Raw genomic sequence first — 24,950 nt, 5'->3', positions numbered from 1 at the left:
CATGAACAAGCTCGCCCCCTTAAGCGCCGCCATTGTCCTGGCCCTGGCCGGCCAGGTAATGGCCGACAACAGCCAGTCCACCCAGAGTCAGGACGGCAAAGAGAATATCGCCGAAGTCAAACAGAGAGCGGCCCCGCAAAGCACCGTAAGCCAGACCCAGAACGGTGAAGGCAACAACCACGCGTCCCTGCAGGAAGGCGGCAACAGTGCCATCCTGCAACACGCGACCGGTGACTATAACGCCGGCTACGCCGAGCAGCTGTACGAGTTTGGCAGCCAGATCAACCAGCAACAGCAAGGCTCGCTGAACAACACCCATGCCAGCCAGTCGCTGGGCACTGAAAACACTGCCCAGCAAACGCAGGAAGGCATCGGCAACTTCTCGTTTGTCTACCAGGACAGCCAGAACGGCAGCCAGGGTGTCACCGAGCAATACGGTAATGACAACCGTGCCTTCGTCGAGCAATTGTTCAGTGGCGGTGGCAACAACGCGCAATCCACCCAGAGCGGTACCGACAACTACAGCGCCGCCGAACACATCAACCACTCCAACGGCCAGATCGGCATCTATCAGGCCGGTGAAAGTAACTGGGCCTATGCCGATCAGCGCGAAGGCCAGGGCGGCACCGCCGTGGTTGACCAGAACGGCAAGTCCAACTCCATCGAGATCTGGCAGGACACCCAGAAAGCCAGTGAAGCGTCGGCCAACCAGAACGGCCAGACCAACGAAGGTGTCATCGACCAGAGCTTCGGTGAAAACAACTACGCCAGCATTGTTCAGGTGGGTGACCTCAACGCCATCTACGCCGACCAGTTCGAGTCGCTGCAGTCGCAGACCACCTTGACCCAGTCCGGTAGCGGCAACATCAGCTTTACCTACCAGAATGGCGACAACCATGTGCTTGAAGTCACCTCCAGCGGTGACGGCAACAAGGTGCTGGCGAGCAACTGGAAAGGCGACAAGCCTGGTGGCCAGTTTGGCAGCGGACAACGCGCCCAGATCGACCAGAACGGCAGTGGCAACAGCGCCAACCTGACCCAGAATGATGTCGGCCAGATTGCGCGGTTGAGCCAGACCGGTACCACCAACACCGCCGAACTCATCCAGGCCGACACCAACAACGAGCTGTACTTTGAACAGAACGGTACCGACAACCTGCTGATTGCCGATCAGCGTGGTAGCAACAACTACGCCACCGGTTCCAGCGTCGGCGAGAGCAACAGCATCAAGCTCGATCAGTCGGGTAACGGTAACCAGAGCTCCACCTGGCAGCTGTATGGCGACAACAACAGCGCCATCATCAAGCAAACCGACGGTGTCAACGTCGCCTATGTCACCCAGGGCGGCTCCTTCAACCAGGCCACAGTCGAACAGAGCGGTGCAAGCATGACCGCAACCGTCGATCAGTTTGGTACGGGCAACAAGGCCACCGTACTGCAGCAGTAAGGTTGTTGTTTAACGGTTGCGGGAGCGGCTACGGCCTTTCCCACAACCTGGTCAGCCGAAGCTGACGAACGTGTTCCTCTCCCCGCTTTGGCCGTAACCACCGATGGGGGTGGTTACGGCCTTTTTTTACCGCTCGCCAAAAATGCAACCTACAGAGTTCAAGCGCTCTACTGAGGGCCCATAACGCCTGCAGGCTGCTGAGCCCTAAGCGTTGACTGACAGGCATTAACAAATCACCTGTAGGAATTTCCCCAAACGACACCGGTATTTTTCAACAAGACTATACTCCCCGTACTCAAACTCCCTGATTCGACGTATTGTTGGCGCCGTTCCGGCCCCGGCCAGACCCGCCCTCCTGAATGATTCGGGAAATCGCCCACAAACTCGACAAGGAGTTGCGCATTGACCACTGTTTTGATCGTCGACGATCACCCCACCACCCGCCTTGCCTTGCGCACGCTGCTGCACCGCGAAAGCCAGCATTTCACTGTGGTCGGCGAAGCCACTGACGGCTCCAGCGCGACGCAAATGGCCCGCGACCTCAAACCTGATGTGGTGATACTCGATATCGGCCTGCCAGGCATTGACGGCCTCAATGTGATCAAACGTCTGCATGGGCTTGAGCCTGTGCCACGCATCATGGTGCTGACCGGTCAACCGGCTGACCTTATTGCCCGTCGTTGCATCGAGGCCGGCGCCAGTGCCTTCGTGCACAAAGACGAAGACCTCGAGGTACTGCTGTCTGCACTCAAGGCCATGGTCAGGGGCTATTCAACCTTCCCCGACCTGTCGACGCAGAAAGGCCCGGCCTTAACCGAACAACAGCGCCTGAGCAAACTGTCAGACCAAGAGCTGGCGGTGCTGCGTCTTTTGACAGAGGGGCGGTCGAACAATGCCATCGCCGAGCATATGCACCTGAGCGCGAAAACCGTCAGCACCTACAAGACCCGAATCCTTGAAAAGCTTGAGTTGAAGTCACTGGTCGAGCTGTTCGAACTGTCCAAGCGCCACCTGTCCTGAGTCGATCATGACCGTGCCCAAGGTCCTGGTGGTTGGCTGCATGCTGGCACTGCTGGCGTTCAATGCCCTCGCCGTAGACGTCGGCGAGCCCCGCCAGTTACTGGCACGCTCCATGAGCAGCAGTGCTGCGCTGGCCTTGTCGAACGAAGACGCTGCGTGGCTCAAACGCAAGCAGTTCTTGCTACTGGGCACCAGCGTCCCCGACTACCCGCCTTTCGATATTAACGCCAGCAGCCAGGAGTATGAAGGCCTGACCGCCGACTACGCCGGCCTGGTAAGTGAGTTGTTGGGCATTCCTGTCCAGGTCCGGCGCTTTGCCGACCGCTCCCAGGCCCTCGCCGCACTGCATGCCGGCAAAATCGACTTACTCGGCAGCTCCAATGCCTTCGAAGCCGACGATGCGCACCTGGTGCTCAGCCACCCCTATGCCGACGATCAACCGGTGATCGTCACGGGCTTCGGTAAATCCCTGCCACTCAACGACAAACTTGAAGGCAAGCGCCTGGCCATGGTCGATCATTACCTGCCCCGGTCCGTCGTCACCGCGCTGTATCCGCAGGCCGACCTGCAACTTTACAGCTCCAATCTGGCCGGCCTTTCCGCCGTTTCGTTGGGGCAAGCCGATGCGTTTCTCGGCGATGCCGTCAGCAGCGACTACCTGATCACCCGCATCTATCTGGGCAGCGTGCAGATCAACCATTTCATCAAGAATCTGCGCGGGGTCTTCGGGTTTGCCGTGTCGCGCGACAACCCCACGTTGCTGCGCCTGGTCGATGAGGCCCTGGATCGCATCGGTGACAACGATCGCCTGAACATCCTTCGGCGCTGGACCAGCGGCAGCACACGGGTATTGCTCAATCGCGGCACCTTGAGCCTGAGCGCTGCAGAACGCACCTGGATCAAGCAACATCCCCACGTGCGGGTGGCAATCAACAAATACTTCGCCCCGATCAGCTTTTATGACCAGGACCATCGGTTTCGCGGCATCACCGCCGATGTGCTCGAACAGATCAGCCTGCGCACCGGGCTGAAGTTCGATATTCAAGTGGTCGACTCGATCGGCGACATGATCAAAGAAATTGAACAAGGCCGTGTGGACGTCGCCGGGCTGCTGGCGCCAAGCCAGGTACGTGAGGCGACATTGCGCTTTACCCGCCCCTACCTGGTCAGCCCGCGGGTGCTGGTCACCCGCGCGGACAACCTCGCCTTGCAACGCCCCGATCAACTTGATGGCAAGCGCCTGGCCTTGATCGGCAACATTCCGGTGGCGGCGGAGCTGCGCCAGCGCTTCCCCACGACCACACTGATTGAAGTCGACAACCCTCTGGCGCTCATGGAGCAGGTGGTACAAGGCAACGCCGATGTGGCGCTGAGTTCCCAGATCAATGCCGCGTACTTTGTTAACCGGATGTTCAAGGACCGCTTGCGAATTGCCTCCAACTTTGGCGATCAGCCTGGTCTGGCGGCCTTTGCCGTCGCCCGTGACGCCACGCTTTTGCATACCATTCTCGACAAGGCCCTGCTCAGCATCCCGCCAGAAGAAATGACCGAGCTGACCGGGCGCTGGCGCACCAACGCACTGGTCAGCGACAGCCTCTGGTACAACTACCGCGATCTGATCCTGCAGATTCTCCTCGGTGCGAGTGCGTTGATCGTTGCCGTGATTGCCTGGAACCGTTACTTGCGCAAATTGATCAGGCAACGCACCGAAGCCGAACAGGCACTGCACACCGAGCTCGGTTTCAGCAAGCACCTGCTCGAAGAGTTGCGCCTGGCCAAGGATCAGGCTGAAGATGCCAACCGGGCGAAAAGCACGTTCCTGGCGACCATGAGCCATGAAATTCGCACGCCGATGAATGCGGTCATCGGCCTGCTTGAACTGGCGATCAAAGATGCCGGACAAGGACGCGCCGACCGCGCCTCGCTGCAAGTGGCGTTTGATTCGGCCAACGGCCTGCTGGCCTTGATCGGCGACATTCTCGACATCGCCCGCATCGAGTCCGGGCACATGCACCTCGAACCCCGGCCAACCAACCTCAATGCGCTGGTCGCGGCCACCGTGCGGGTTTTCGAGGGCAATGCCCGGCTCAAGGGCCTGAAGCTGGCAACCGATCTGCAGCCCATTGAGCGACTGGTATCCGTCGACCCGCTTCGGCTGAAGCAGATCCTCTCCAACCTGATCAGCAACGCGATCAAGTTTACCGAGCAGGGCCAGGTCATCGTCAGGCTCCGACTTGATGAACCGCAGGCCGGCCAGGTACGCATACAACTGTGTGTCGAGGACACCGGCATCGGCATCAGCACCGAAGACCAACAACGGCTGTTCCACCACTTTACTCAGGTCGGATCTACCGATCACCAGGGCACCGGCCTGGGCCTGGTGATCTGCCGCACGCTGTGTGAGCTGATGGGCGGAAGCCTGACACTGCAAAGCGCGCTCAACCGGGGCACTCAATTGCAGGTCTTGCTGACCTTGCCCTTGGCCGAACCTGCTGCTGCCGTTGCAGCCCCCCCGCCGGTGCCAACCGACAGCAGCATGCCCCAACTGTCGATATTGGTCGTGGACGACTACCCCGCCAACCTGATGCTGCTTGAACGTCAGTTGAATGTCCTCGGCCACGAGGTCCGGCAGGCTGACGATGGGCAGCAGGCCTTGCTGTTGTGGCAACAGCAGATGTTCGATGTGGTCATCACCGATTGCCACATGCCCGGTCTCGATGGTCATCAGTTGGCGCGCCAGATCCGCCAACTGGAACCCCAACTACAGCGACCGGCCTGCATGATTCTCGGCCTGACGGCCAACGCCCAGGCAGAAGAGCGGGAGCGCTGCCTGGCCAGCGGCATGAATGACTGCCTGTTCAAACCCATCGGGCTGGCTGAGTTGCGCCACCATTTACAGGCCATGAGCACGACCGTCACGACGCAAACCGTGACGGCCGATGTCCCTGAAAGCGACTTCGACATCAATGAACTGCAATACCTGACCCTGGGCGATCCCGACCTGACCCAGCGGTTGATCCATGAACTGTCCCGCAGCACCCAGGAAGACCTCGAAGCCTTGCGCGCGCTTGGCCCTGCGCCTGCCCGCGAACACCTCAAAGCCCTCGCCCACCGCATCAAGGGCGGCGCGAAAATGCTCAAGGCGCGTGGCGTGGTCCGTCATTGCGAGGCGCTGGAACAGGCCAGCCTCGGCGATGCCTCAACTGATCAGCTCACGACGCTGTCGACCGCACTGGAACACAGCCTGCTGGCCCTGCTGAGCCAGCTGGCCCACACCACCACCTCGCGCTGACAGCGGGTCAATGCAGTTGCAGGGTCGAATTGATCTGGCTGATTGCATCGACCACATGCTGGGAGCCCTGCTGGATCTCCATGATCACCTCCCCGGCTTCATTGGCCAACTCGACACCAATGCCGGTTCGACTCAGGCTTGACTGCATACTGGCCACCGCCGTCAACGACAGGTCATGGTTCTGCCGCACCACCTCGACAATTTCCAGGGTGGCCTTGCTGGTACGGGCCGCCAGGGTGCGCACCTCGTCGGCCACCACCGCAAAACCGCGGCCATGCTCGCCGGCGCGCGCCGCCTCGATCGCGGCGTTCAGGGCCAGCAAGTTGGTCTGGTCGGCAATGCCGCGGATGGTCTGCACAATCTGTCCGATCAGCTCTGACTGTTTGCTCACCGCGTCGATGCTGCGCGCAGCGGCATTGAGGTTCAACGAGATTTCCTCGATCACCTGAACGGTCTGCTGTACGACCTGGGAGCCTTTGCGGGCGCAGGCATCGTTCTGCACCGAGGTGGCATGAGCAGCTTCTGCGGCCGTTTGCTGGGTACTGACCTGTGAAGTGATGTCGCTGGCGAACTTGACCACCTTGTACAGGCGGCCCTTGGTGTCAAAGATCGGGTTGTAGGACGCTTCGAGGTAAACCATCTGTCCCAGTTTGTTCACCCGTTCGAACCGGTGCGAGTGGTATTCGCCACGGTTGAGCGATGCCCAGAACGCCTTGTAGGCAGCTGACTCGCTTTCGCTCCTGTGGCAGAAAAGGCTGTGATGCTGGCCAACAATCTCTTCATGACGATAACGCATGGTGTCGAGAAAGTTCTGGTTGGCCTTGATCACTTTCCCTTCTGGGGTGAATTCGATCATGGCCATGGAACGGCTGATGGCGTTGATCTGGCTGGCGCTTTCGTGCGCCTGTTGCACCCGCTCGGTAATGTCCGAGGCCACTTTGATCACGCTGGTGACTTGCTGCTGGGGGCCGAATACCGGCATGTAACTGGCTTCGAGCCAGATTTCCCGGCCTTGCTGGTTCACCCGGGAAAACGTACCGCTTTGCGGCTCGCCCCGCGCCAGGTCGCGCCATAGACGCCGGTACTCGTCGCTGCTGGCGTATTCCTGGTCGCAGAACATTCGATGGTGCTTGCCGCGAATCGCTTCGATGCTATAGCCCATGGCCTTACAGAAGTTTTCATTGGCATCGAGAATGATGCCGTCCGGACTGAACTCGATCATGGCCATGGAACGGCTGATCGCGGCCATTTTGGCATTGATGCCGGCCAGAACACGGTTGCACTGCTCGATAGCTACCAAATCGGACTTGCGATGAAAGTCAAACATCGTACCGCCCTCTGTGTTCAGGATTTGCTGAGCATAGATGGGCGTTGGCACCGTGCAAGCAGTCTGACATCACCGCCTATCGCTTGACTTTTCGCGGGCTTAGCTGCTTTCTCGCACCACCAGTTCAAAGCCCAGGTCCTGGTTGGTAACCATGGCGCGTTTGCCATCGAGCATGCCCAATAAGGCCTGCGCCGCGCACCGGCCAATGGCCGCACGCGGGGTGCGGATCGAGGTCAACCTCGGCACCATGTGCGCCGAGGCCGGCAAGTCGTTAAAACCGACCATGGCGACCTGTTGCGGCACCTTGATCCCGAGGCGCAAGGCCTCCAGTGTCGCGCCCTGAGCCAGGTCGTCGTTGCAAAAAAAGATGCCGTCGACGTCCGGATGCCGGCCCAGCAGCTGGCCGAACAATTCACCACCCAGGCCAATCGACGAGGGCTGCGGCGACAACAGTTCCAGCTCCTTGGCATAACGACCGGCGGCCATCAGCGCCTGACGAAACCCTTCGGCACGCTGCATCACCCGTGGGTCGAGCTGCGCGGCAATGAAGCCCGGACGCTGACACCCGCGCTCAAGCAGGTGCCGCGCAGCCGCCGCACCGGCTTGCTGCTGGGAAAAACCCACCGACATGCCTTGTTCGGCATCACCCAGCTCCATCATGTGCACACAGGGTACACCGCTGGCAGTGAGCATCTGCTTGGCCGCATCGCTGCGGTCAAAGCCCGTCAGCAGAATGCCACGCGGCTGGTACGCCAGATAGTTGCGGATCAGGTTCTCTTCTTCGGCGATATCGTAGTGATAGTTACCGATCAACACCTCAAGCCCCCGGGGACGCATGACTTCGTGCACGGCCTCCAGGGTTTCGATGAACAGCTGGTTGGACAGCGACGGAATCAACACCACGATCGACTCGCTCTGCGCCGACGCCAGTGCCCGGGCGGCCGGGTTGGCAACATAGCCCAGGGTGGCTGCAGCCAGCTTGACCTTCTCGACCAGCTCCGGGGCAACCGTGCTGATCCCGCGCAAGGCACGAGAGGCGGTGATCGGGGAAACCCCGGAAAGCCTGGCGACTTCAGCCAGGGTGGGACGACCGGTAGTACGGGAGCCGATGCGGGTCATGGGGAATTTTATTTTCGACTTGCAAAGAATAGGGAACGGGCACTAAGGTAGCGCTGTCTCAGAACGCAGGCAATGCATTACTGCAGGTGGCCTGAAATGAGCATCCAGACTGCTTCTACAAGATCAATAACATCTGGGTGGGAAGCGCCCGAGGCGTCTGTCGCCGCGGTAAAAGATAGCGCTATCTTGCCCTGCAGGAGGTACCGATGAACCCACCCCTATCCGCGATCGTGGTCATGGGCGTAGCAGGCTGCGGCAAGAGCTACGTCGGTGCCGCCATTGCCGGCCTGAGCGGCGGCCGCCTGATCGAAGGCGATGATTTCCACCCTGCCGCCAATATCGACAAGATGAGTGCCGGCATTCCCCTGGACGACGACGACCGCGCCGGTTGGCTGATCCGTCTGGGTGAAGAAATGCAAGCCACCCTGAAAACCGGTGAACGCCCTATCCTCACCTGCTCGGCGCTGAAGAAGCGCTACCGTGACGCCTTGCGTCATGCCGTACCAGACCTGGGCTTTGTGTTTCTCGACCTCACCCCTGAAGAAGCCAGCCGCCGCGTGCTCGCGCGCCCTGGGCACTTCATGCCGGCCAGCCTGATCGACAGTCAGTTCGCCGCGCTCGAACGCCCCAACGGCGAAGCCCTGACCCTGCCACTGGATGCCACCTTGCCGGTTGCGCAGCTGGCAGTACAGGTTGACCTGTGGCTAAAGCCCTGCGGTGAGCCGGTGCTGGCGCGAACGGCCTGACCCGGCGGTTTCCCAGCTCACCAAAGATAGCGCTATCTTTAGTTTGAAACGTTGCACCTGCTACGCCCACAACAATGACAAAATGAGGCACTGAACCATGTTTGGTTTGGCAAACGACACCTACTTGCTGCTTGACGCAATCGTCACCATCATCGGCCTCGTGCTGTTGATCACCCACTTCAAGGTTCACCCGTTCGTTGCGCTGACGTTGGCGGCCGGCTTTCTTGGCCTGACCTCGGGCATGCCGGTGGCGAAAGTGATGAAATCTTTCCAGGACGGCTTTGGTGGCGTGCTTGGTTTTGTCGGTATCGTCCTGGCCCTGGGTACCATGCTGGGCAAGCTGATGGCCGACTCCGGCGGTGCCGACCAGATCGCCCAGACCCTGATCCGCGCCTTCGGCAAGCAGAAAGTGCACTGGGCCATGATGTTTTCCGCGTTCCTGGTGGGCATTCCGCTGTTTTTCGAGATCGGCTTCGTGTTGTTGATCCCGCTGGTATTCATCGTCGCCCGCCGCTCCGGGGTGTCGCTGATCAAGATCGGTATTCCGCTGCTGGCCGGCCTGTCGGTGGTCCACGGGCTGGTGCCGCCGCATCCGGGCCCGCTGCTGGCCATCGGCATTTTCAACGCAGACATCGGCAAAACCATTTTCTACGGCCTGATCGTTGCGCTGCCCACGGCAATCATCGCCGGCCCGCTGTATGGCAACTTCATCTCCCGCTACATTCCCGGTTCGCCGTCACAGGAGCTGATGGACCAGATCGCCCGTGAGTCAGAACATCAGAACCTGCCCAGCTTCAGCATTACCCTGATCACCGTGCTGTTGCCGGTGTTCCTGATGCTGCTGAAGACCTTCGCCGATGTCGTACTGCCGGCCGAACACATTGTGCGCCAGTGGATGGACCTGATCGGCCACCCGATCACTGCCCTGCTGGCTGCGCTGTTGCTGGCCTTTTATACCTTTGGCGCAGCCCGCGGTTTCTCCCGTCAGCAGATCATGAAACTGCTCGACCAGAGCCTGGCGCCGACAGCGGCGATCATCCTGATCGTCGGTGCCGGCGGTGGCTTCAAGCAGATGCTGGTGGATACGGGGGTGGGCAACGTCATCGGTCAGATGGCCGTGCATGCGCAGATCTCGCCGATCATGCTGGCCTGGCTGGTAGCGGCGGTGATTCGCATCGCCACCGGTTCGGCGACGGTCGCCACCATCACCGGCGCCGGCATCGTTGCACCGGTGATCGGCATGATTCCCGGGGTCAACCGCGAGTTGCTGGTGCTGGCGACCGGCGCCGGTTCGCTGATTCTTTCCCACGTCAACGATGCCGGTTTCTGGCTGGTCAAGCAGTACTTCAACATGACCGTGGCCGAGACCTTCAAGACCTGGAGCATGATGGAAACCATCCTTTCGGTGGTCGGCATCATCTTCATCATGCTGTTGTCGCTGGTGGTCTGATTTCGCTGCAGAACCCGCCCCTACAGGTGCACCGCAAACCTGTAGGAGCTGGCGAAGCCTGCGATTGAGCGCATAGCGCTCACCTGGTAATGCTCAACCAAGAAACAGCTTATAGGCCGGATTATCGGTCTCATCCCAGTAGCAATAGCCCATCGCATCCAGCGCCGCCGGCAAGCCGGCCTGCTCCGCCTGCGGCACCTGCAGGGCAGCAAACACCCGCGCTTGCGCCGCACCGTGGTTGCGATAATGAAACAGGCTGATGTTCCAGCGCTTGCCCAGGCGTTCGAGAAAGCCGAGCAACGCCCCCGGGCGCTCGGGGAACTCAAAGCGCAACACGCGCTCGTCGCTACCCGGCTCTGCATGCCCGCCCACGGTATGGCGCACATGCAACTTGGCCAGCTCGTTGTCGGTCAGGTCGAGCACGCTGTAGCCCTGTTCGCTCAGGCTGGCCAGCAAGCGCTCGCGCGGGTCGTGCTGCGGATGGGTCTGTACGCCGACAAACAACCGCGCTTCCTTGCCGGGCTGGCAGCGGTAGTTGAACTCGGTGATCTGACGTTTACCCAGTGCCTGGCAAAAGGCGCGAAAACTGCCGGGCTGCTCGGGGATAGTCACGGCGATGATGGCTTCACGCTGCTCGCCCAGTTCGGCACGTTCGGCAACATGGCGCAAACGGTCGAAGTTGACGTTGGCACCGGAGTCGATTGCCACCAGCGTCTGGCCGCTGACATTCTCGCGGGCCACGTACTTCTTGATGCCCGCCACTGCCAGGGCACCGGACGGTTCGGTGATCGAGCGGGTGTCATCGTAGATGTCCTTGATCGCCGCGCACAGTTCGTCGCTGCTGACGGTGATGACTTCGTCGACGTAATGGCGGCACAGCTCGAAGCAATGCGCGCCGATCTGCGCCACGGCCACGCCTTCGGCAAAACTGCCGACCTGCGCCAGCACCACGCGCTCGCCCGCAAGCATGGCTGCCTGCAGGCAGTTGGAGTCGTGCGGTTCGACACCGATCACTTTCACCTCGGGCCGCAGGTATTTCACGTAAGCTGCGATCCCGGCGATCAAACCGCCACCGCCCACCGGTACAAAGATCGCGTCCAGCGCACCGGGTTGCTGACGCAGGATCTCCATAGCCACGGTGCCTTGGCCTGCAATCACATCGGGATCGTCAAACGGTGGGACAAAAGTTGCACCCTCGCTGTCGGCCAGTTTGAGGGCGTAGGCCAGGGCGTGCGGAAAGCTGTCGCCGTGCAGTACCACATTGCCCCCACGCGAACGCACTCCGGCCACTTTCAACTCCGGGGTAGTGGTTGGCATGACGATGGTGGCGCGCATGCCCAGCTCACGCGCGGCCAGGGCCACGCCCTGGGCATGGTTGCCGGCCGACGCGGTGATTACCCCGCGTGCGCGCTGGGCAGGGCTCAGGCGGCTGAGGCGATTGTAGGCACCGCGGATCTTGAACGAGAACGTCGGTTGCAGGTCTTCGCGCTTGAGCAGCACCTGGTTGCCCAGCGACTCGGACAGTGCCGGTGCAAGTTGCAGAGGAGTTTCGATGGCCAGGTCGTACACCGGCGCAGCAAGAATGCGCCGCACATAGTCGGACAGCAGGTTCAGCGGCGCGGACGGTGTGCGGGGGCTAACGGCAAGGCTGGTCATCGATGACTCCTGGTTTTTTAAAAGTGCCCAGGAGTGAGAGAAAGAACCCGCCTCCAGGGCGGGTTCTGTGCAAGTGCCAGCTAGCCCGCCAAACTGATAATGGCGGTAATAATGCTGTGCTGAGGCAACTGCAGGAATGTGTTCATGCCGGGGAAACTAGCCCAGGCCCGCAGGCACTGTCAAGCAGTCTCGCGCGCGGATTCAGGCACATCGAACAGCTGATCGAACGCCCACTGAAAGACAAAGGCGTACACAAAGAAGAACAGGAACAGTGCAAGGTTGGTCAGCAACGCCGCCCACAGGCTGATCTGCATCCAGCCGGCCACCACCGGCAGCAGGATCAACACCAGCCCGCCTTCAAAACCGAACGCATGCATAAACCGTCGCCACAACGTACGGCGCCGTTGCGCCTGGCGAGCTTCCCAATACTCAAAGAGCCAGTTGTATAACATGTTCCAGGCCAGGGCCACGGCCGACAGGATCAGCGACAACGCCGCCGAATGGGCCATACCGGCATCAAACGCCCAGGACAACACCGGAGTCACGCAGAGCACCGCGATGGTTTCATACAGGATGGCCTGAACCACCTTGCGCGCCTTGCCTTGCATGATTAGCTCCGGGCAATGAATGTAGCCCCACCGTAATGGCGTTGAGGGGCCCCTTCAATTGAGCTAGATTGAGGCTCCCTCAATCAGGTTGAGCGTCATGTTCGCCAAGCTGCCACTGACCGCCCTGCGCGCCTTCGAATCGGCGGCCCGTCTGGGTAGCTTCAAGGCTGCAGCCGACGAACTGGCGGTGACCCCGGCAGCCATTTCCCACCAGATCAAACGCCTGGAAACCCACCTCGGTTTGATGCTGTTTGAACGCAGCGCGCAGCGGGTGACGCTGACGTCTACAGGCGCGCAACTCTATCAGCAGGTCCACGCCGGCCTGGTCGATCTGCAGCAGGCACTGACTGCCTTGCTCCCCCCGTGCGATCAACAGCAACTGAACCTGACCACCACGGCGGCCTTTGCCAGCCTCTGGCTGATTCCGCGCCTGGGCGATTTTTATCAGCGTCACCCTGACATCCAGGTACGGGTGCTCACCGGTAACGAGGTGATCGATCTGCACCGTGACCGTGACCTCGACCTGGCTCTGCGCGCCGAATTCAATGCTGACCCAAGACTGTACCGCCTGCCGCTGCTGCCTGAGTACTTTGCGGTCTATACCCCGCCCGGCTGGCAGGAACCTGCAACCGACCAACCGCTGACGCTGATCGAAGCACCCTGGGTTTCAGCCAGCGGTGCAGCAATCGACTGGCCGCGCTGGTGCGCCCAGGCCGGTAAAGCGCACTGGCTGCAACGCGCGCGCCTGCACCATTACGATGACGAACACCATGCCTTGCAGGCCGCCCTGGCCGGCCATGGTCCGGTACTGGCCAGTAACGTGCTGGTGGCCGAAAGCGTCGCCAAAGGATTGCTGCAGCCCTGGTGCGAAAACATTCGCCTGCCGGCTGCGCAGTACTGTGCCGTGTGTGTCCCCGGACACGAGCGACGCCCGGCTGTCAGGGCATTTATGGACTGGCTGCAGGCGCAGGTCAGCACCACCCGCTGACCGCGTTGCAACCGCTCTAAAACCAGCCCCGCTGGCGCCGGAAATCTGTCTCTGCCAGTGGACAACCCCCCGTTCTGCTGCTTGTATCTAACAGTTGAATCCCTTCGAATCGCACACTTTTGCACACTGGCCGGGACGAGGATCGCGACGATGGCCTACACAGTCATGATGGTTTTTGGCACACGCCCCGAAGCAATCAAGATGGCGCCCCTGGCCCGCGTATTACGCGAATGGCCAGACATCGACCTGAACATCTGCTCGACTGGCCAGCATCGGGAAATGCTCCAGCAGGTGCTCAACGATTTTGGCCTGAGTGTCGATGAAGACCTGCACGTGATGACCCAGAACCAGAGCCTCAACAGCCTGTCACAACAGTTGATGGAACAACTGGATGCAACCTATGCGCGGATCAAGCCGGAAATCGTTCTGGTCCACGGCAACACCACCACCAGTTTCATTGCCGCCCTCGCCGCCTTCAACCGTCAGATCCCGATCGGGCATGTCGAGGCCGGCCTGCGTTCCGGCAACATCAAGGCGCCCTGGCCGGAAGAAGCCAACCGGCGCCTGACCGGGGTGATCGCCGACCTGCACTTTCCGCCCACCACCAAGTCTCGCGACAATTTACTACGTGAAGGCGTGGCACTGGAGCAGATCGAAGTCACCGGCAACACGGTGATCGATGCCTTGTTCTGGATGCGTGATTACCTGAAAAACAGCCAGTGGCGACCCGGCACCGACTCGCCACTGGCACACCTGCGCGATGACCAGCGCCTGGTGCTGATCACCGGCCACCGCCGGGAAAATTTCGGCCAGGGCTTTGAACGCATCTGCCTGGCCCTGGCGGAACTGGCCCTGCGTTACCCGGATGTACAGTTCGTCTACCCGGTGCACCTCAATCCCAACGTGCAGACAGCCGTTTACGCCCTGCTCTCGCACCAACCGAACATTGTGTTGATACCGCCCCAGGACTACCGGCATTTCGTCTGGCTGATGGACCGTGCCTACCTGATCCTCACCGACTCCGGCGGCATTCAGGAGGAAGCGCCGGCCCTGGGCAAACCGTTGCTGGTATTGCGCAAAGTCACCGACCGCCCCTCGGTGCTGGAAGGCGGCACAGTGAAGCTGGTCGGCACCCTCACCGAACGGATCGTCAAGGAAACCAGCGCCCTGCTGGACGACCCGGCCGTCTATAAGCAAATGAGCCGGGTGTTCACTCCCTATGGCGACGGAAACGCCAGCGGGCGAATCGCCGAACGGTTAAGCCGCTGGCTCGAGGAGCATCGGCGTGAGGTGCCTGAGGCATGAATGGAACGTGCAAATTTGCGCTAACCTGTCTTCCCTGCACCCGCCACTGCCTTCATCCAGCATTTATCGAATTCGCAAGGCCAGCATGTACAAGACCATAGAGCAACAGGTGCGCAGGAACGTCGCACCACCCGAGCTTCGCCAGGAATTTCGCCAACATGATTTCGAAAGCCTGCATTCGTTCTGCATCCTGATCTTCTGTGTCAGCATCGGCATCTGGACCCTGTTCGACCTGATCGTCAGCTACCTCGGCCAACAGGATTTCACCTGGATTTCCATGGCCTTCATAACGGTGATGGTGACCCTCACCATCATCCTCGCCTTCACCCGCAAGGCCGCGCATTTTGACCTGCTCAACCTAGTGTTCATTGCGGTGATAACCCTGGCCATGCGCCTGGTGATCGAAGGCCTGCCGATCGGCTTGCGCCCGGCCTGGCTGGTACTGGGCGGCTCCAGTGTGCTGTACAGCGTCTCGGTGCTGCCGGTTCGGCGCTGGGCGTTTTTTGCCGTGTTGGTGGTCACCTGGCTCAACCTGCAGCCGTTCCAGGTCGCCGATATGCACCTGCTCGAGCTGCGCGGCCTGATGTTCGTGTGCTACCTGGTGTTCATCAACGGCCTGATCGTCTACACCTACCTGAAGATGCGCCGCGCCAAGCTGTACAACTTCTACCTGTCGAAAGTGTTGCTGGACCAGGCGTACATCGACGCCCTGACGGAAATCCCCAACCGCCGTTCGTTCATGGCCAAGGCGCAAACCCACCTGAAGGAAGACGACGCGCAAAGCCGCTACCTGGCAATGATCGACATCGACAACTTCAAGAAGGTCAACGATCAGTTCGGCCATGATATTGGCGATGTGGTGCTCAAGCGCACTGCAGCGAACATCAAAGCGTCGATGACCGAGTTCGAGTATGCGCGGCTGGGCGGCGAGGAATTCGTCATCTACCTCTGGGGCCTCAACCAGGCCGATGCCGAGCAGCGCGTAGCGGCATTGTGTACGCAAGTGCGGGAAGACACCGTCGCGCACCCGGTGACCATCAGCATCGGCCTGACCCGCATCCTGCAGGACGACAGCCTGACCAATGCCCTGGTCAAGGCCGACGAGGCCTTGTACCAGGCCAAGCACGCAGGCAAGGACCGCTATGTGCTGTGGCGGGAAGAGGTCAGCGTCTAGCCGCTACACGCGCGGCAGGCGAATCGTGAACTTGGCCCCGCCCAGCGCCGACTGGCCAACGGTCAGGGTTCCACCCTGGCTTTCGATGGCCCGTCGGCTGATCGCCAGGCCCAGGCCGAAACCACCGGTCGCCCGGTCGCGGCTGCGGTCCAGTCGATAGAACGGCTGGAAAATCAGATCCCGCTGGTCCGGCGGAATGCCGATGCCGTCATCCTCCACGGTCAGCAGGCAGTGCCCTTCGGCATCCAGGTTCAGGCGCAGCATCAGTTGCCGGTCGCAGTAGCGCATGGCGTTGCGCACCAGGTTCTGCAAGGCTCTGGCGGTCAGGCGCGGGTCGAGGACAAAGCGCGGCAAGCTATCGTCGGCCCGCACCTGCCATTCAATACCCCGGCCATCGAGCTCTTCGGCAAAACTGCCCAGAATGCTGTCGACCAGTTCGAGCAACGAAACTTCGACCCGCTCGCGGGCCTGATCGGCATTCTGCAGACGGCTGTAAGACAGCAACTCGAGTACCAGTTCGTCCAGTTCGCGTACGTGCCCGACCAGTTCCAGCAAACGCTTGCGGCAATGCGGTGGGACTTCGTCGAACAACAGCACCAGGCCGAAATCGAGCCGGGTCAATGGCGTGCGCAGTTCATGGGAGACGGCATTGAGCAGTTCACGTTGCTGGGTCAGCAAGCGTTCAACGTCCTGGGCCATGGTGTCAAACACCTCGGCCAGCTCGCCAATGTTTGAACGCGCCGGAATCTGCGTACGTTCCGACAAACGCCCCTGGCCCAGGCTGCGCGCGGTTTCCTTGAGCCGTTCAAGGTCGCGCCAGTGCGGCCACACCCAGAGCAACAAACAGCCCAGCAGCGCAGCAACGATCAGCACCGTCACGCCCCAGGAGATCAGGTTGATGTCCAACGGGTCCGGCGGGTTGCGCAGTTCCACCGCCCAGGTCGGGTCCAGTGGCGCCAGGGCCGATTTGTAATAACCCCAATCGCCCAGGCGCACGACATTCTCCCCGCCCGCCAGACGCGCACGCTCATCGGGCGACAGACCGATCTGGTCCTGACGGCGCAGCTCTATCTGCAGGGGTGCGAAATCCGCCGCCAATTCCCGCTCGACTGCAGGCCACTGGTCTGCGGGTACCTGGCGAAAGCGCTCGACGATCAGCTTCTGCACGCCTTTGGCCTGGTTCAGGTTGTAGGCAATGAAGCGATCATGAAACGCACCGACAATGGCGTCGGGAATCAGCAGCAAGGCGCCGGCGTAAGCAACGATGATCACCAGGTACAGGCGAACCAGGATCTTCAGCATGGCCGCCTCAGAACTCCCATTCCAGGCGGCTGAACAGGTAGCCCTTGCCCCACACGGTCTTGATCTTGCGCGCTTCGCCGGCACTGTCGTCGAACTTGCGGCGCAGCTTGGAAATGGCCACGTCCACCGAACGGTCGGTGCCATTGAATTCGATACCGCGCAGCTGCTGCAGGATGCGGTCACGGCTGAGCACCACCCCGGCATTGCGCGCCAGCACCACCAGCAGGTTGTACTCGCCGCTGGACAGCTCCACCTCCTGTTCACGCCAGAACACCGTGCGCTCGGCCAGGTCGATTCGCAGGCCGCCGACGACGATCAGGTCGCTCTCCAGACGCGGCTCGTTGATGCTGCTACGACGCAGCAGGGTGCGCACCCTGGCCAGCAATACCCGAGGCTCGCAGGGTTTGGTGACGTAATCGTCGGCGCCCATCTCCAGGCCCAGCACCTGGTCATGGCTGTCGTCGCGTGCGGTGAGCATGAGGATCGGCAGCGACTGCGACTCGGCACGTAGCAACCGGCACACCTGCAAGCCGTCGAGGCCAGGCAGCATCAGGTCGAGGATCACCAGGTCCGGTTTGTTGCGTCGGGCCTCCGCCAGCACGTGGTCACCCCGGGCAATCACGCTCACGCAAAAATCATTGCGCTGCAGGTAGCTGGCAATCAGTTCAGACAAGGCGCAGTCGTCTTCGACCAGGAGGATGTTGGGCATGGGCAGTTTGACAGACAGGAAAAGTCAGGCAAGGATATAGGACCTTATGCACGGCCTGTGCAACCCTTCACACTTTTTCACACTCGGCCTACACAGCTTAACAGTTGGACGTTGGCCTCCTGCCTTAGCATTGCCGGGTCATTTATGGAAGATCCGCATGCCCATTCCAAGCCCTGCCCGTCTGCGCGCCCTGCTCGCGCTGTTCGTCATTCCGCTGTCGCTCAGTGCCTGCAATGACAGCAACCCAGGTGAAGAGCAAGCACCGCCAAGCGCCGTGAGCATCGAAACCGTACACGCCCAGCCACTGGCCATCAGCACCGAACTCAATGGCCGCATCCTGGCCCCGCGCACCGCCGAAGTGCGCGCGCGGGTGGCCGGTGTGGTGCTCAAGCGCGTGTACCGTGAAGGCAGCGACGTCAAGCAAGGCGACGTGCTGTTCCGCATCGATCCGGCACCGTTCAAAGCCGACGTCGACAGCGCCCGCGCCATCCTGGCCAAGGCCGAGGCGACCCGCTACCAGGCGCGTCTGCAGAATGACCGCTACCGCGAGCTGATCACCATCAACGCCGTCAGCCGCCAGGACCACGACAACGCCCGCGCCGCGCTGATGCAGGCCGATGCCGCTGTCGCCGAGGCCAAGGCGGCACTGGAGCGCGCGCAACTGAACCTGGGCTATGCAACGGTCACCGCACCGATCTCCGGGCGCATCGGTCGCGCCCTGGTAACCGAAGGTGCATTGGTTGGCCAGAACGAAAGCACGCCGCTGGCAACCATTCAGCAGCTTGACCCGATTCACGCCGATGTCACCCAGTCGACCCGTGAACTCAATGCCCTGCGCCGCGCCTTGCGTTCCGGCGAATTGCAGCAGGTCGGGCAGAACCAGGCCAGTGCCACGCTGATCCAGGACGACGGTACGCCTTACCCCTTGCCAGGCAAGCTGCTGTTCTCCGACATCAGTGTCGACCAGAGCACCGGGCAGATCACCTTGCGCAGCGAGTTCCCGAACCCCGACCTCGACCTGCTGCCAGGCAGCTTCATTCGCCTGCGCCTGGAGCAGGCCGTCAAGCAGCAAGCGATCAGTGTGCCGCAGCGCGCCATCTTGCGCGACAGCGCCGGCAACCCGCGGGTACTGCTGGTCGACGCCCAGCAGCGCATCACCGAGCGCACACTGGTACTTGGGGCCGTGCAGAACGACCGCTGGATTGTCATCCAGGGTTTGGCCCCGGGTGACCAAGTGGTGGTCGAAGGCCTGCAACACGTCAACCCCGGCGACCAGGTACGGATCGATAACGCGGGCAAAGACGCCCCCGCCATCGTTCAGCACAACGGCCAGTGAGGGCCTGATTCATGCCGCAGTTTTTTATTGATCGCCCGGTCTTTGCCTGGGTCGTCGCGCTGTTCATCCTGCTCGCCGGTGCCCTGGCGATTCCGCAACTGCCCGTGGCCCAGTACCCCGACGTCGCGCCGCCTCAGGTCGAGATCTATGCCGTTTACCCCGGCGCTTCGGCGCAGACCATCGACGAAAGCGTGGTCAGCCTGATCGAAGAGGAGCTCAACGGCGCCGACAACCTGCTCTACTTCAGTTCCCAGAGCAGCCTGGGCAGCGCCACCATCACGGCCACCTTCGAGCCCGGCACCAACCCGGACCTGGCTCAGGTCGATGTCCAGAACCGGCTCAAGGTGGTCGAGTCGCGCCTGCCGCGACCGGTCACCCAGCAAGGCCTGCAAGTGGAAAAAGTCTCCACCGGCTTTCTGCTGCTGGTAACCCTGACCGCTGAAGACGGCAACCTCGACGAAGTCACCTTGAGCGATTTTCTTGCGCGCAACGTGATGAACGAGATCCGCCGCCTCAAGGGCGTCGGCAAGGCGCAACTGTATGGCTCGGAACGGGCGATGCGCATCTGGCTCGACCCGCAGAAGCTGATCGGCTTCAACCTCACCCCCGATGACGTCAACACGGCCATCGCCGCACAGAATGCCCAGGTTGCACCTGGCAGCATCGGCGACCTGCCCACCACCGGCAGCCAGGAAATTACTGCCAACGTAGTGATCAAGGGCCAGCTGAGCACCGCCCAGGAGTTCGCCGACATTGTCTTGCGCGCAAACCCGGACGGCTCGCGCCTGACCATCGGTGACGTTGCCCGGGTCGAGATCGGTAGCCAGGAATACCAGTACGGCACCCGCCTCAACGGCAAGCCTACCAGTGCCTTCAGCGTGCAGCTGTCACCGGGTGCCAACGCCATGGAAACGGCGACCCTGGTGCAGGACAAGCTTGACGAACTGTCGCGCTACCTGCCTGCCGGCGCCAAGTTTGCCATCCCTTACGACACCTCGCCGTTCGTCAAGGTCTCGATCCAGCAGGTGATCACCACCCTGCTGGAAGCCATGGCCCTGGTGTTCGCGGTGATGTTCCTGTTCCTGCAGAACATCCGCTACACCCTGATTCCGACCCTGGTGGTGCCGGTGGCGCTGATGGGCACCTTTGCCGTCATGCTGGCGATGGGTTTCTCGGTCAACGTGCTGACCCTGTTCGGCATGGTCCTGGCCATCGGTATCCTGGTCGACGACGCCATCGTGGTGGTGGAGAACGTCGAGCGGATCATGAGTGAAGAAGGCCTGTCGCCTCGCGACGCGACTAAAAAGGCCATGACCCAGATCAGCGGTGCCATCGTCGGTATCACCCTGGTGCTGGTCGCGGTGTTCCTGCCCATGGCCTTCATGAAGGGTTCGGTGGGGGTCATCTATCAGCAGTTTTCGCTGTCCATGGCGGTGTCGATCCTGTTCTCGGCATTCCTGGCCTTGAGCCTGACCCCGGCGCTGTGCGCCACCTTGCTCAAGCCGGTTGCCAAAGGTGAACACCATGCAAAGCGCGGGTTCTTCGGCTGGTTCAACCGCCGCTTCGAGCGCCTGACCAACGGCTACCAGCGCTGGGTCATCCAGGCGCTCAAGCGCAGCGGCCGTTACCTGATGGTCTACCTGGTGCTGGTTGCCGGCCTGGTCTATGGCTTCAGCCAGCTGCCCTCCTCGTTCCTGCCCACTGAAGACCAGGGCTACACCATCACCGACATCCAGTTGCCGCCAGGCGCCAGCCGCGCGCGGACCGAGGCGGTGGCGGCGCAGATCGAAGCGCACAACACCACAGAGCCGGGCGTTGGCAACAGCACGCTGATTCTGGGCTTCAGTTTTTCCGGCAACGGCCAGAACGCTGCATTGGCATTCACCACCCTCAAGGACTGGTCCGAGCGCGGCGCCGACGACAGCGCCCAGTCGATTGCCGACCGCGCCAACGCCGCCTTCAGCCAGCTCAAGGATGCCATCGCCTATTCCGTCCTGCCGCCGCCCGTAGACGGCCTCGGTACCTCCAGCGGCTTCGAGTTCCGCCTGCAAGACCGCGGCGGCCTGGGGCATGCGGCCTTGATGGCAGCCCGCGACCAGTTGCTGGCCAACGCCGAAAAGAGCCCGATTCTGGCCAACGTGCGCGAAAGTGCCCTGGCAGAAAGCCCGCAAGTACAGCTCGAGGTTGATCGCAAGCAAGCCAACGCCCTGGGCGTGTCCTTTGCCGATATCGGTAATGTGCTCAACACTGCGGTGGGTTCCAACTACGTCAACGACTTCCCCAACCAGGGTCGCATGCAACGCGTCGTGGTGCAGGCCGAAGGAGACCAGCGCGCCCAGGTCGAAGACCTGCTGAAGATCCACGTGCGCAACAGCAGTGGCAAAATGGTCCCGCTGTCTGCATTCGTCCAGGCCAAGTGGGTCACCGGCCCGGTACAACTGACGCGCTACAACGGTTACCCGGCGATTGCCGTGTCGGGCGAGCCGGCACCGGGCTACAGCTCGGGCCAGGCCATGGAAGAAGTTCAGCGCCTGGTAGACCAGCTGCCGCTGGGGATGGGCCTGGAGTGGACCGGGCTGTCGCTGCAAGAGCGACTGTCCGGCTCGCAGGCACCGATGCTCATGGCGCTGTCGCTGCTGGTGGTATTCCTGTGCCTGGCCGCGCTGTATGAGAGCTGGTCGATCCCGACCTCAGTGTTGCTGGTCGTTCCCTTGGGGGTACTTGGCGCGGTGATCGCGGTGAGCCTGCGTGGCATGCCCAACGATGTATTCTTCAAGGTCGGCCTGATCACCCTGATCGGCCTGTCGGCGAAGAACGCCATCCTGATCATCGAGTTCGCCAAGCACCTGGTCGATGAAGGCCATGACCTGGTCGACGCCACGGTACAGGCGGCACGCCTGCGTTTGCGCCCGATCGTCATGACTTCGCTGGCATTCATCCTCGGCGTGGTGCCCCTGGCCATAGCCAGTGGCGCCAGCTCGGCCAGCCAGCAGGCGATTGGTACCGGCGTGATCGGCGGCATGCTCAGTGCCACCCTCGCGGTGGTGTTCGTACCGGTGTTCTTCGTCGTGGTCATGCGCCTGACCGGCAAGCGCCGCGCACAAGCGCAAGACGCTCAGGCCACCGCGCAGGAGCACTGATCTGGACAGGCGCCGGCGTGCATGGGATCGTGAGCAGCTGACACTGCCTGGAGCCGTACCGATGCCCGCCGCCGCTTGTTCCATTCTTCTGCTCGCCGGTGGTCGCGGCCAGCGCATGGGCGGTCAGGACAAAGGCCTGGTGAGCTGGCACGGCACGCCGCTGATTGCTCATGTGCAGGCGGTGGTGCGGCCATTGACCGATGACCTGATCATTTCCTGCAACCGCAACCAGGACCGCTACCGGCCGTATGCGGATCAATTGGTCAGTGATACTGAAGCCGATTTCCCCGGACCGCTGGCCGGCGTGCTGGCCGGACTTGGCGTGGCGCGCCACCCGTGGCTGGTGGTGCTGGCCTGCGATGCACCGCTGATCGACCGCGAGCTGATCCTTGCGCTTATGGCCCAGACCAATGCGCACAACCATCCGGTGATGGCCCGCCAGGCCGGTTACTGGCAGCCGATGTTCAGCCTTGTTCCGTGCACCCTGCGCAACCCGATTGAACAGGCCTGGCAACAAGGCGACCGTAGCCTTCAGCACGTTTTGCTCAAGCACCCGGTGCGGGCACTGGACTTCGCCGACGACGACCGGCGCTTGAGCAACTTCAACACACCGGCGTTCCTTGAAGGCTAAGGCGCGCCCCAGCGACGATCAACGCAACCGCGAACGAATCCGCTGGCACACATCCAGCACCTGCTGCACCTGATTCTCCTCAAGCTCAATTTTGCAGGCCATGTTGTTGAACACTTTGGCGGCTTCCGCTTTGAGTGCGCGCCCTTTGTCGGTCAGCAGCACGTTGCGCCGACGGCGGTCGTCCGGGTCAAGGTAAACGGTGATAAAGCCGTTATTGGCCAGGCGCCTGACGATCGGAGTCAGGGTACCCAGGTCGAACAGCGTCAGTTCGCTCAAGGCACTGATCGACACATCATCCTTGTTCCATAGGCCGGCCATCACCAACAATTGAGGATAAGTGATGCCCCGCTGCTTCAAGGGTTCGGCATAGTCGCGAACCATGGCGTTGGCGGTCGCATACAGCGAAAAACACAGCATCTTGTCGAAATCGAAGGTCGGGTCAAGCATGCCCGCCTCCCCTGATCCGACTCATCAGCGGCAACATTGTTTGGTTAATCGTGTGCAAGGGCAGGTAACTCATTTTTGAATTCGCAATTGTCGTTGTAATCACCGCCGGTCAATAGCGGTTGGCCACAGTGCCGTGCGCGCTCAAACTACGCAGTTCATCCCGTGGTGCTGTTTATTCTGGGCACAAATACGCAGGCCGGCGATGCACATCGCGGTGTCCAAGGTCAGCAGCTGACCGGTGGTACTCCGCAGGTACCAGGTCTGACGTATCGCAGCAGAACGTACTCACCTGTGTACTCCTTTACTCAGTGACTGAACATTCGCGCGTCCCGCGCTTGCCCCAAGCGCCGCGTTGAGTTGGTCGATCAACCCGGGCACAGGGGCATCCAGATGAAAATGATGACCGCCGTCGTACCAACGCACGCGTGCCTCCAGCGGCAAGGCGGCTTTTCTTTTATCGAACCCGGGGCCGGCAAACAGCCCTTGCAGCCCGAGCAACAGATACAACGGGCAGGTGATCTGCTGCAGGAACTCACAAGCCTGCTGTTCGGTCAGTGGCAGCAACTCGGGCAGCACCAGGCGCGGGTCATGGCGCCAGCGATAGCCATGACCCAGGTTGATCAGGTCACGCTGGGCCAGCAAGCGAGCACCTTCTTCACTCAGGCTGCCACCGATGCCGTTGCGTCGCTCGTTGATGGCTGCTTCCAGGCTGCTGAACTGGACGTGCTCAGGCCCGCTGAAGCCATGCATCCGCGTGCGCAACGCCAGGCGCAGCAAACGCTGGGATTTGCGCAGGTGCTCTACAGTGCTGCCTTGCGCCAGAGTAAAGGGGGCGCCCATGCCGTCGAGGAACACCATGCGGTCGATGTTGCGGTTCATCGCGGCCAGAATCGAGGCCACCCCGGTTCCCATCGAATGGGCCAGTACTGCAAAGCGTTTCCAGCCCAGGCATTCGACCAGGGCATTCATGTCGTCGGCATGCTCCCACAGGTAGTAGCCACTGTCGGCGCGACGGTGGTCCGAGCGCCCATGCCCGGCAAGGTCCGGGGCTACCACAAAGCAATCCTTCAGCAATGGTGCAACGCGCTCGAATGACGCCGCATTGTCGAGCCAGCCATGCAAGGCCAGCACCGGGTAACCACCTTCATTCCCCCACGTACGCAATGCGAAGTGAATGCCGTTTACGTCCAGTGACTGGTCACGTCCCTTGTGTCCCGGGTTCATTCCGATACCTCCCTGTACCACCATCCTGA

General features: G+C 61.4%; 18 protein-coding genes and 2 pseudogenes. 11 read left to right on the top strand and 9 right to left on the bottom strand.

Annotation, left to right across the window (positions count from 1 at the left end; all coding sequences use genetic code 11):
* Position 1: 1 nt before the first annotated feature.
* From DM813_RS20465 to DM813_RS20455, 3 genes are all read left to right on the top strand, one after another.
* Entirely contained in the window at positions 2-1,447 is a 1,446-nt protein-coding gene (locus DM813_RS20465) for a curlin (protein WP_128325183.1), read from the top strand.
* A 402-nt stretch (positions 1,448-1,849) separates the two neighbouring features.
* Positions 1,850-2,467 carry a response regulator transcription factor gene (locus DM813_RS20460; RefSeq protein WP_128325182.1) on the top strand — a complete coding sequence of 206 codons (618 nt, stop codon included), beginning with the start codon at positions 1,850-1,852 and terminating at the stop codon, positions 2,465-2,467.
* 7 nt (positions 2,468-2,474) lie between these two features.
* Positions 2,475-5,759 carry a transporter substrate-binding domain-containing protein gene (locus DM813_RS20455; protein WP_128325181.1) on the top strand — a complete coding sequence of 1,095 codons (3,285 nt, stop codon included), beginning with the start codon at positions 2,475-2,477 and terminating at the stop codon, positions 5,757-5,759.
* Positions 5,760-5,766: 7 nt separating this feature from the next.
* On the opposite strand, the pseudogene DM813_RS29060 reads toward DM813_RS20455, so the two are convergent.
* The 3 genes and pseudogenes from DM813_RS29060 to DM813_RS20445 form a co-directional block, all read right to left on the bottom strand.
* Positions 5,767-6,195 (bottom strand): annotated as a pseudogene (locus DM813_RS29060) (methyl-accepting chemotaxis protein); the annotation flags it as partial.
* A gap of 108 nt (positions 6,196-6,303) precedes the next feature.
* Positions 6,304-6,981: pseudogene (locus DM813_RS29055) on the bottom strand (PAS domain-containing protein); the annotation flags it as partial.
* 204 nt (positions 6,982-7,185) lie between these two features.
* Positions 7,186-8,205, bottom strand: a complete 1,020-nt coding sequence (locus DM813_RS20445; protein ID WP_128325179.1) for a LacI family DNA-binding transcriptional regulator — start codon at positions 8,203-8,205, stop codon at positions 7,186-7,188.
* 206 nt (positions 8,206-8,411) lie between these two features.
* On the opposite strand from DM813_RS20445, the gene DM813_RS20440 reads away from it, so the two are divergent.
* Together DM813_RS20440 and DM813_RS20435 are read left to right on the top strand one after the other, a co-directional pair.
* Positions 8,412-8,951, top strand: a complete 540-nt coding sequence (locus DM813_RS20440; protein WP_128325178.1) for a gluconokinase — start codon at positions 8,412-8,414, stop codon at positions 8,949-8,951.
* A gap of 97 nt (positions 8,952-9,048) precedes the next feature.
* Entirely contained in the window at positions 9,049-10,401 is a 1,353-nt protein-coding gene (locus DM813_RS20435) for a GntP family permease (RefSeq protein WP_128325177.1), read from the top strand.
* 93 nt (positions 10,402-10,494) lie between these two features.
* Here the strand turns inward: DM813_RS20435 and ilvA are convergent, their stop codons facing one another.
* A complete protein-coding gene (gene ilvA / locus DM813_RS20430; protein ID WP_128325176.1) occupies positions 10,495-12,057 on the bottom strand; it encodes a threonine ammonia-lyase, biosynthetic in 1,563 nt (520 codons plus the stop codon).
* Positions 12,058-12,236: 179 nt separating this feature from the next.
* Positions 12,237-12,665, bottom strand: a complete 429-nt coding sequence (locus DM813_RS20425) for a PACE efflux transporter (protein WP_128325175.1) — start codon at positions 12,663-12,665, stop codon at positions 12,237-12,239.
* A 97-nt stretch (positions 12,666-12,762) separates the two neighbouring features.
* On the opposite strand from DM813_RS20425, the gene DM813_RS20420 reads away from it, so the two are divergent.
* The 3 genes from DM813_RS20420 (at position 12,763) to DM813_RS20410 (ending at position 16,132) form a co-directional block, all read left to right on the top strand.
* On the top strand, positions 12,763-13,653 hold the full coding sequence (locus DM813_RS20420) for a LysR substrate-binding domain-containing protein (protein WP_128325174.1): 891 nt from the start codon (positions 12,763-12,765) through the stop codon (positions 13,651-13,653).
* Between the two features lie 150 nt (positions 13,654-13,803).
* Positions 13,804-14,958: a non-hydrolyzing UDP-N-acetylglucosamine 2-epimerase gene (wecB, locus tag DM813_RS20415; RefSeq protein WP_128325173.1), complete on the top strand. Its 1,155-nt coding sequence runs from the start codon at positions 13,804-13,806 to the stop codon at positions 14,956-14,958.
* An 85-nt stretch (positions 14,959-15,043) separates the two neighbouring features.
* Complete coding sequence (locus DM813_RS20410) at positions 15,044-16,132, top strand: GGDEF domain-containing protein (protein WP_128325172.1); 1,089 nt, start codon at positions 15,044-15,046, stop codon at positions 16,130-16,132.
* A 3-nt stretch (positions 16,133-16,135) separates the two neighbouring features.
* On the opposite strand, the gene DM813_RS20405 is transcribed toward DM813_RS20410, so the two are convergent.
* Together DM813_RS20405 and DM813_RS20400 are read right to left on the bottom strand one after the other, a co-directional pair.
* Entirely contained in the window at positions 16,136-17,434 is a 1,299-nt protein-coding gene (locus tag DM813_RS20405) for an ATP-binding protein (RefSeq protein WP_128325171.1), read from the bottom strand.
* Between the two features lie 7 nt (positions 17,435-17,441).
* A complete protein-coding gene (locus DM813_RS20400; RefSeq protein WP_128325170.1) occupies positions 17,442-18,143 on the bottom strand; it encodes a response regulator transcription factor in 702 nt (233 codons plus the stop codon).
* Positions 18,144-18,300: 157 nt separating this feature from the next.
* Here DM813_RS20400 and DM813_RS20395 point away from each other — a divergent pair, with 157 nt between their 5' ends.
* The 3 genes from DM813_RS20395 to mobA are packed head-to-tail and all read left to right on the top strand — an operon-like array spanning position 18,301 to position 23,250.
* On the top strand, positions 18,301-19,479 hold the full coding sequence (locus DM813_RS20395; protein ID WP_128325169.1) for an efflux RND transporter periplasmic adaptor subunit: 1,179 nt from the start codon (positions 18,301-18,303) through the stop codon (positions 19,477-19,479).
* 11 nt (positions 19,480-19,490) lie between these two features.
* Entirely contained in the window at positions 19,491-22,619 is a 3,129-nt protein-coding gene (locus DM813_RS20390) for an efflux RND transporter permease subunit (protein ID WP_128325168.1), read from the top strand.
* 43 nt (positions 22,620-22,662) lie between these two features.
* A complete protein-coding gene (mobA, locus tag DM813_RS20385) occupies positions 22,663-23,250 on the top strand; it encodes a molybdenum cofactor guanylyltransferase MobA (protein WP_431312000.1) in 588 nt (195 codons plus the stop codon).
* A gap of 18 nt (positions 23,251-23,268) precedes the next feature.
* Here the strand turns inward: mobA and DM813_RS20380 are convergent, their stop codons facing one another.
* Positions 23,269-23,697 (bottom strand): MarR family winged helix-turn-helix transcriptional regulator, encoded by a 429-nt coding sequence (locus tag DM813_RS20380; protein ID WP_128325166.1) that lies wholly within the window; start codon positions 23,695-23,697, stop codon positions 23,269-23,271.
* Between the two features lie 285 nt (positions 23,698-23,982).
* Positions 23,983-24,921 (bottom strand): alpha/beta fold hydrolase, encoded by a 939-nt coding sequence (locus tag DM813_RS20375; protein WP_128325165.1) that lies wholly within the window; start codon positions 24,919-24,921, stop codon positions 23,983-23,985.
* Positions 24,922-24,950: the final 29 nt, after the last annotated feature.

The sequence above is a fragment of the Pseudomonas alkylphenolica genome (assembly GCF_004025535.1).
Taxonomy (GTDB): Bacteria; Pseudomonadota; Gammaproteobacteria; order Pseudomonadales; family Pseudomonadaceae; genus Aquipseudomonas; species Aquipseudomonas alkylphenolica_A.
The sequence above is the reverse complement of the archived record's forward strand: the minus strand, read 5'-3'. Positions and strand labels throughout refer to the sequence as shown.

Bases quoted from the DNA above. Each gene is read 5' to 3' on its own strand.
- DM813_RS20465 (WP_128325183.1), top strand. From the start codon at position 2: ATGAACAAGCTCGCCCCCTTAAGCGCCGCCATTGTCCTGGCCCTGGCC.
- DM813_RS20455 (WP_128325181.1), top strand. From the start codon at position 2,475: ATGACCGTGCCCAAGGTCCTGGTGGTTGGCTGCATGCTGGCACTGCTG.
- DM813_RS20445 (WP_128325179.1), bottom strand. From the start codon at position 8,205: ATGACCCGCATCGGCTCCCGTACTACCGGTCGTCCCACCCTGGCTGAA.
- DM813_RS20440 (WP_128325178.1), top strand. From the start codon at position 8,412: ATGAACCCACCCCTATCCGCGATCGTGGTCATGGGCGTAGCAGGCTGC.
- DM813_RS20435 (WP_128325177.1), top strand. From the start codon at position 9,049: ATGTTTGGTTTGGCAAACGACACCTACTTGCTGCTTGACGCAATCGTC.
- ilvA (WP_128325176.1), bottom strand. From the start codon at position 12,057: ATGACCAGCCTTGCCGTTAGCCCCCGCACACCGTCCGCGCCGCTGAAC.
- DM813_RS20425 (WP_128325175.1), bottom strand. From the start codon at position 12,665: ATGCAAGGCAAGGCGCGCAAGGTGGTTCAGGCCATCCTGTATGAAACC.
- DM813_RS20420 (WP_128325174.1), top strand. From the start codon at position 12,763: ATGTTCGCCAAGCTGCCACTGACCGCCCTGCGCGCCTTCGAATCGGCG.
- wecB (WP_128325173.1), top strand. From the start codon at position 13,804: ATGGCCTACACAGTCATGATGGTTTTTGGCACACGCCCCGAAGCAATC.
- DM813_RS20410 (WP_128325172.1), top strand. From the start codon at position 15,044: ATGTACAAGACCATAGAGCAACAGGTGCGCAGGAACGTCGCACCACCC.
- DM813_RS20405 (WP_128325171.1), bottom strand. From the start codon at position 17,434: ATGCTGAAGATCCTGGTTCGCCTGTACCTGGTGATCATCGTTGCTTAC.
- DM813_RS20400 (WP_128325170.1), bottom strand. From the start codon at position 18,143: ATGCCCAACATCCTCCTGGTCGAAGACGACTGCGCCTTGTCTGAACTG.
- DM813_RS20395 (WP_128325169.1), top strand. From the start codon at position 18,301: ATGCCCATTCCAAGCCCTGCCCGTCTGCGCGCCCTGCTCGCGCTGTTC.
- DM813_RS20390 (WP_128325168.1), top strand. From the start codon at position 19,491: ATGCCGCAGTTTTTTATTGATCGCCCGGTCTTTGCCTGGGTCGTCGCG.
- DM813_RS20380 (WP_128325166.1), bottom strand. From the start codon at position 23,697: ATGCTTGACCCGACCTTCGATTTCGACAAGATGCTGTGTTTTTCGCTG.
- DM813_RS20375 (WP_128325165.1), bottom strand. From the start codon at position 24,921: ATGAACCCGGGACACAAGGGACGTGACCAGTCACTGGACGTAAACGGC.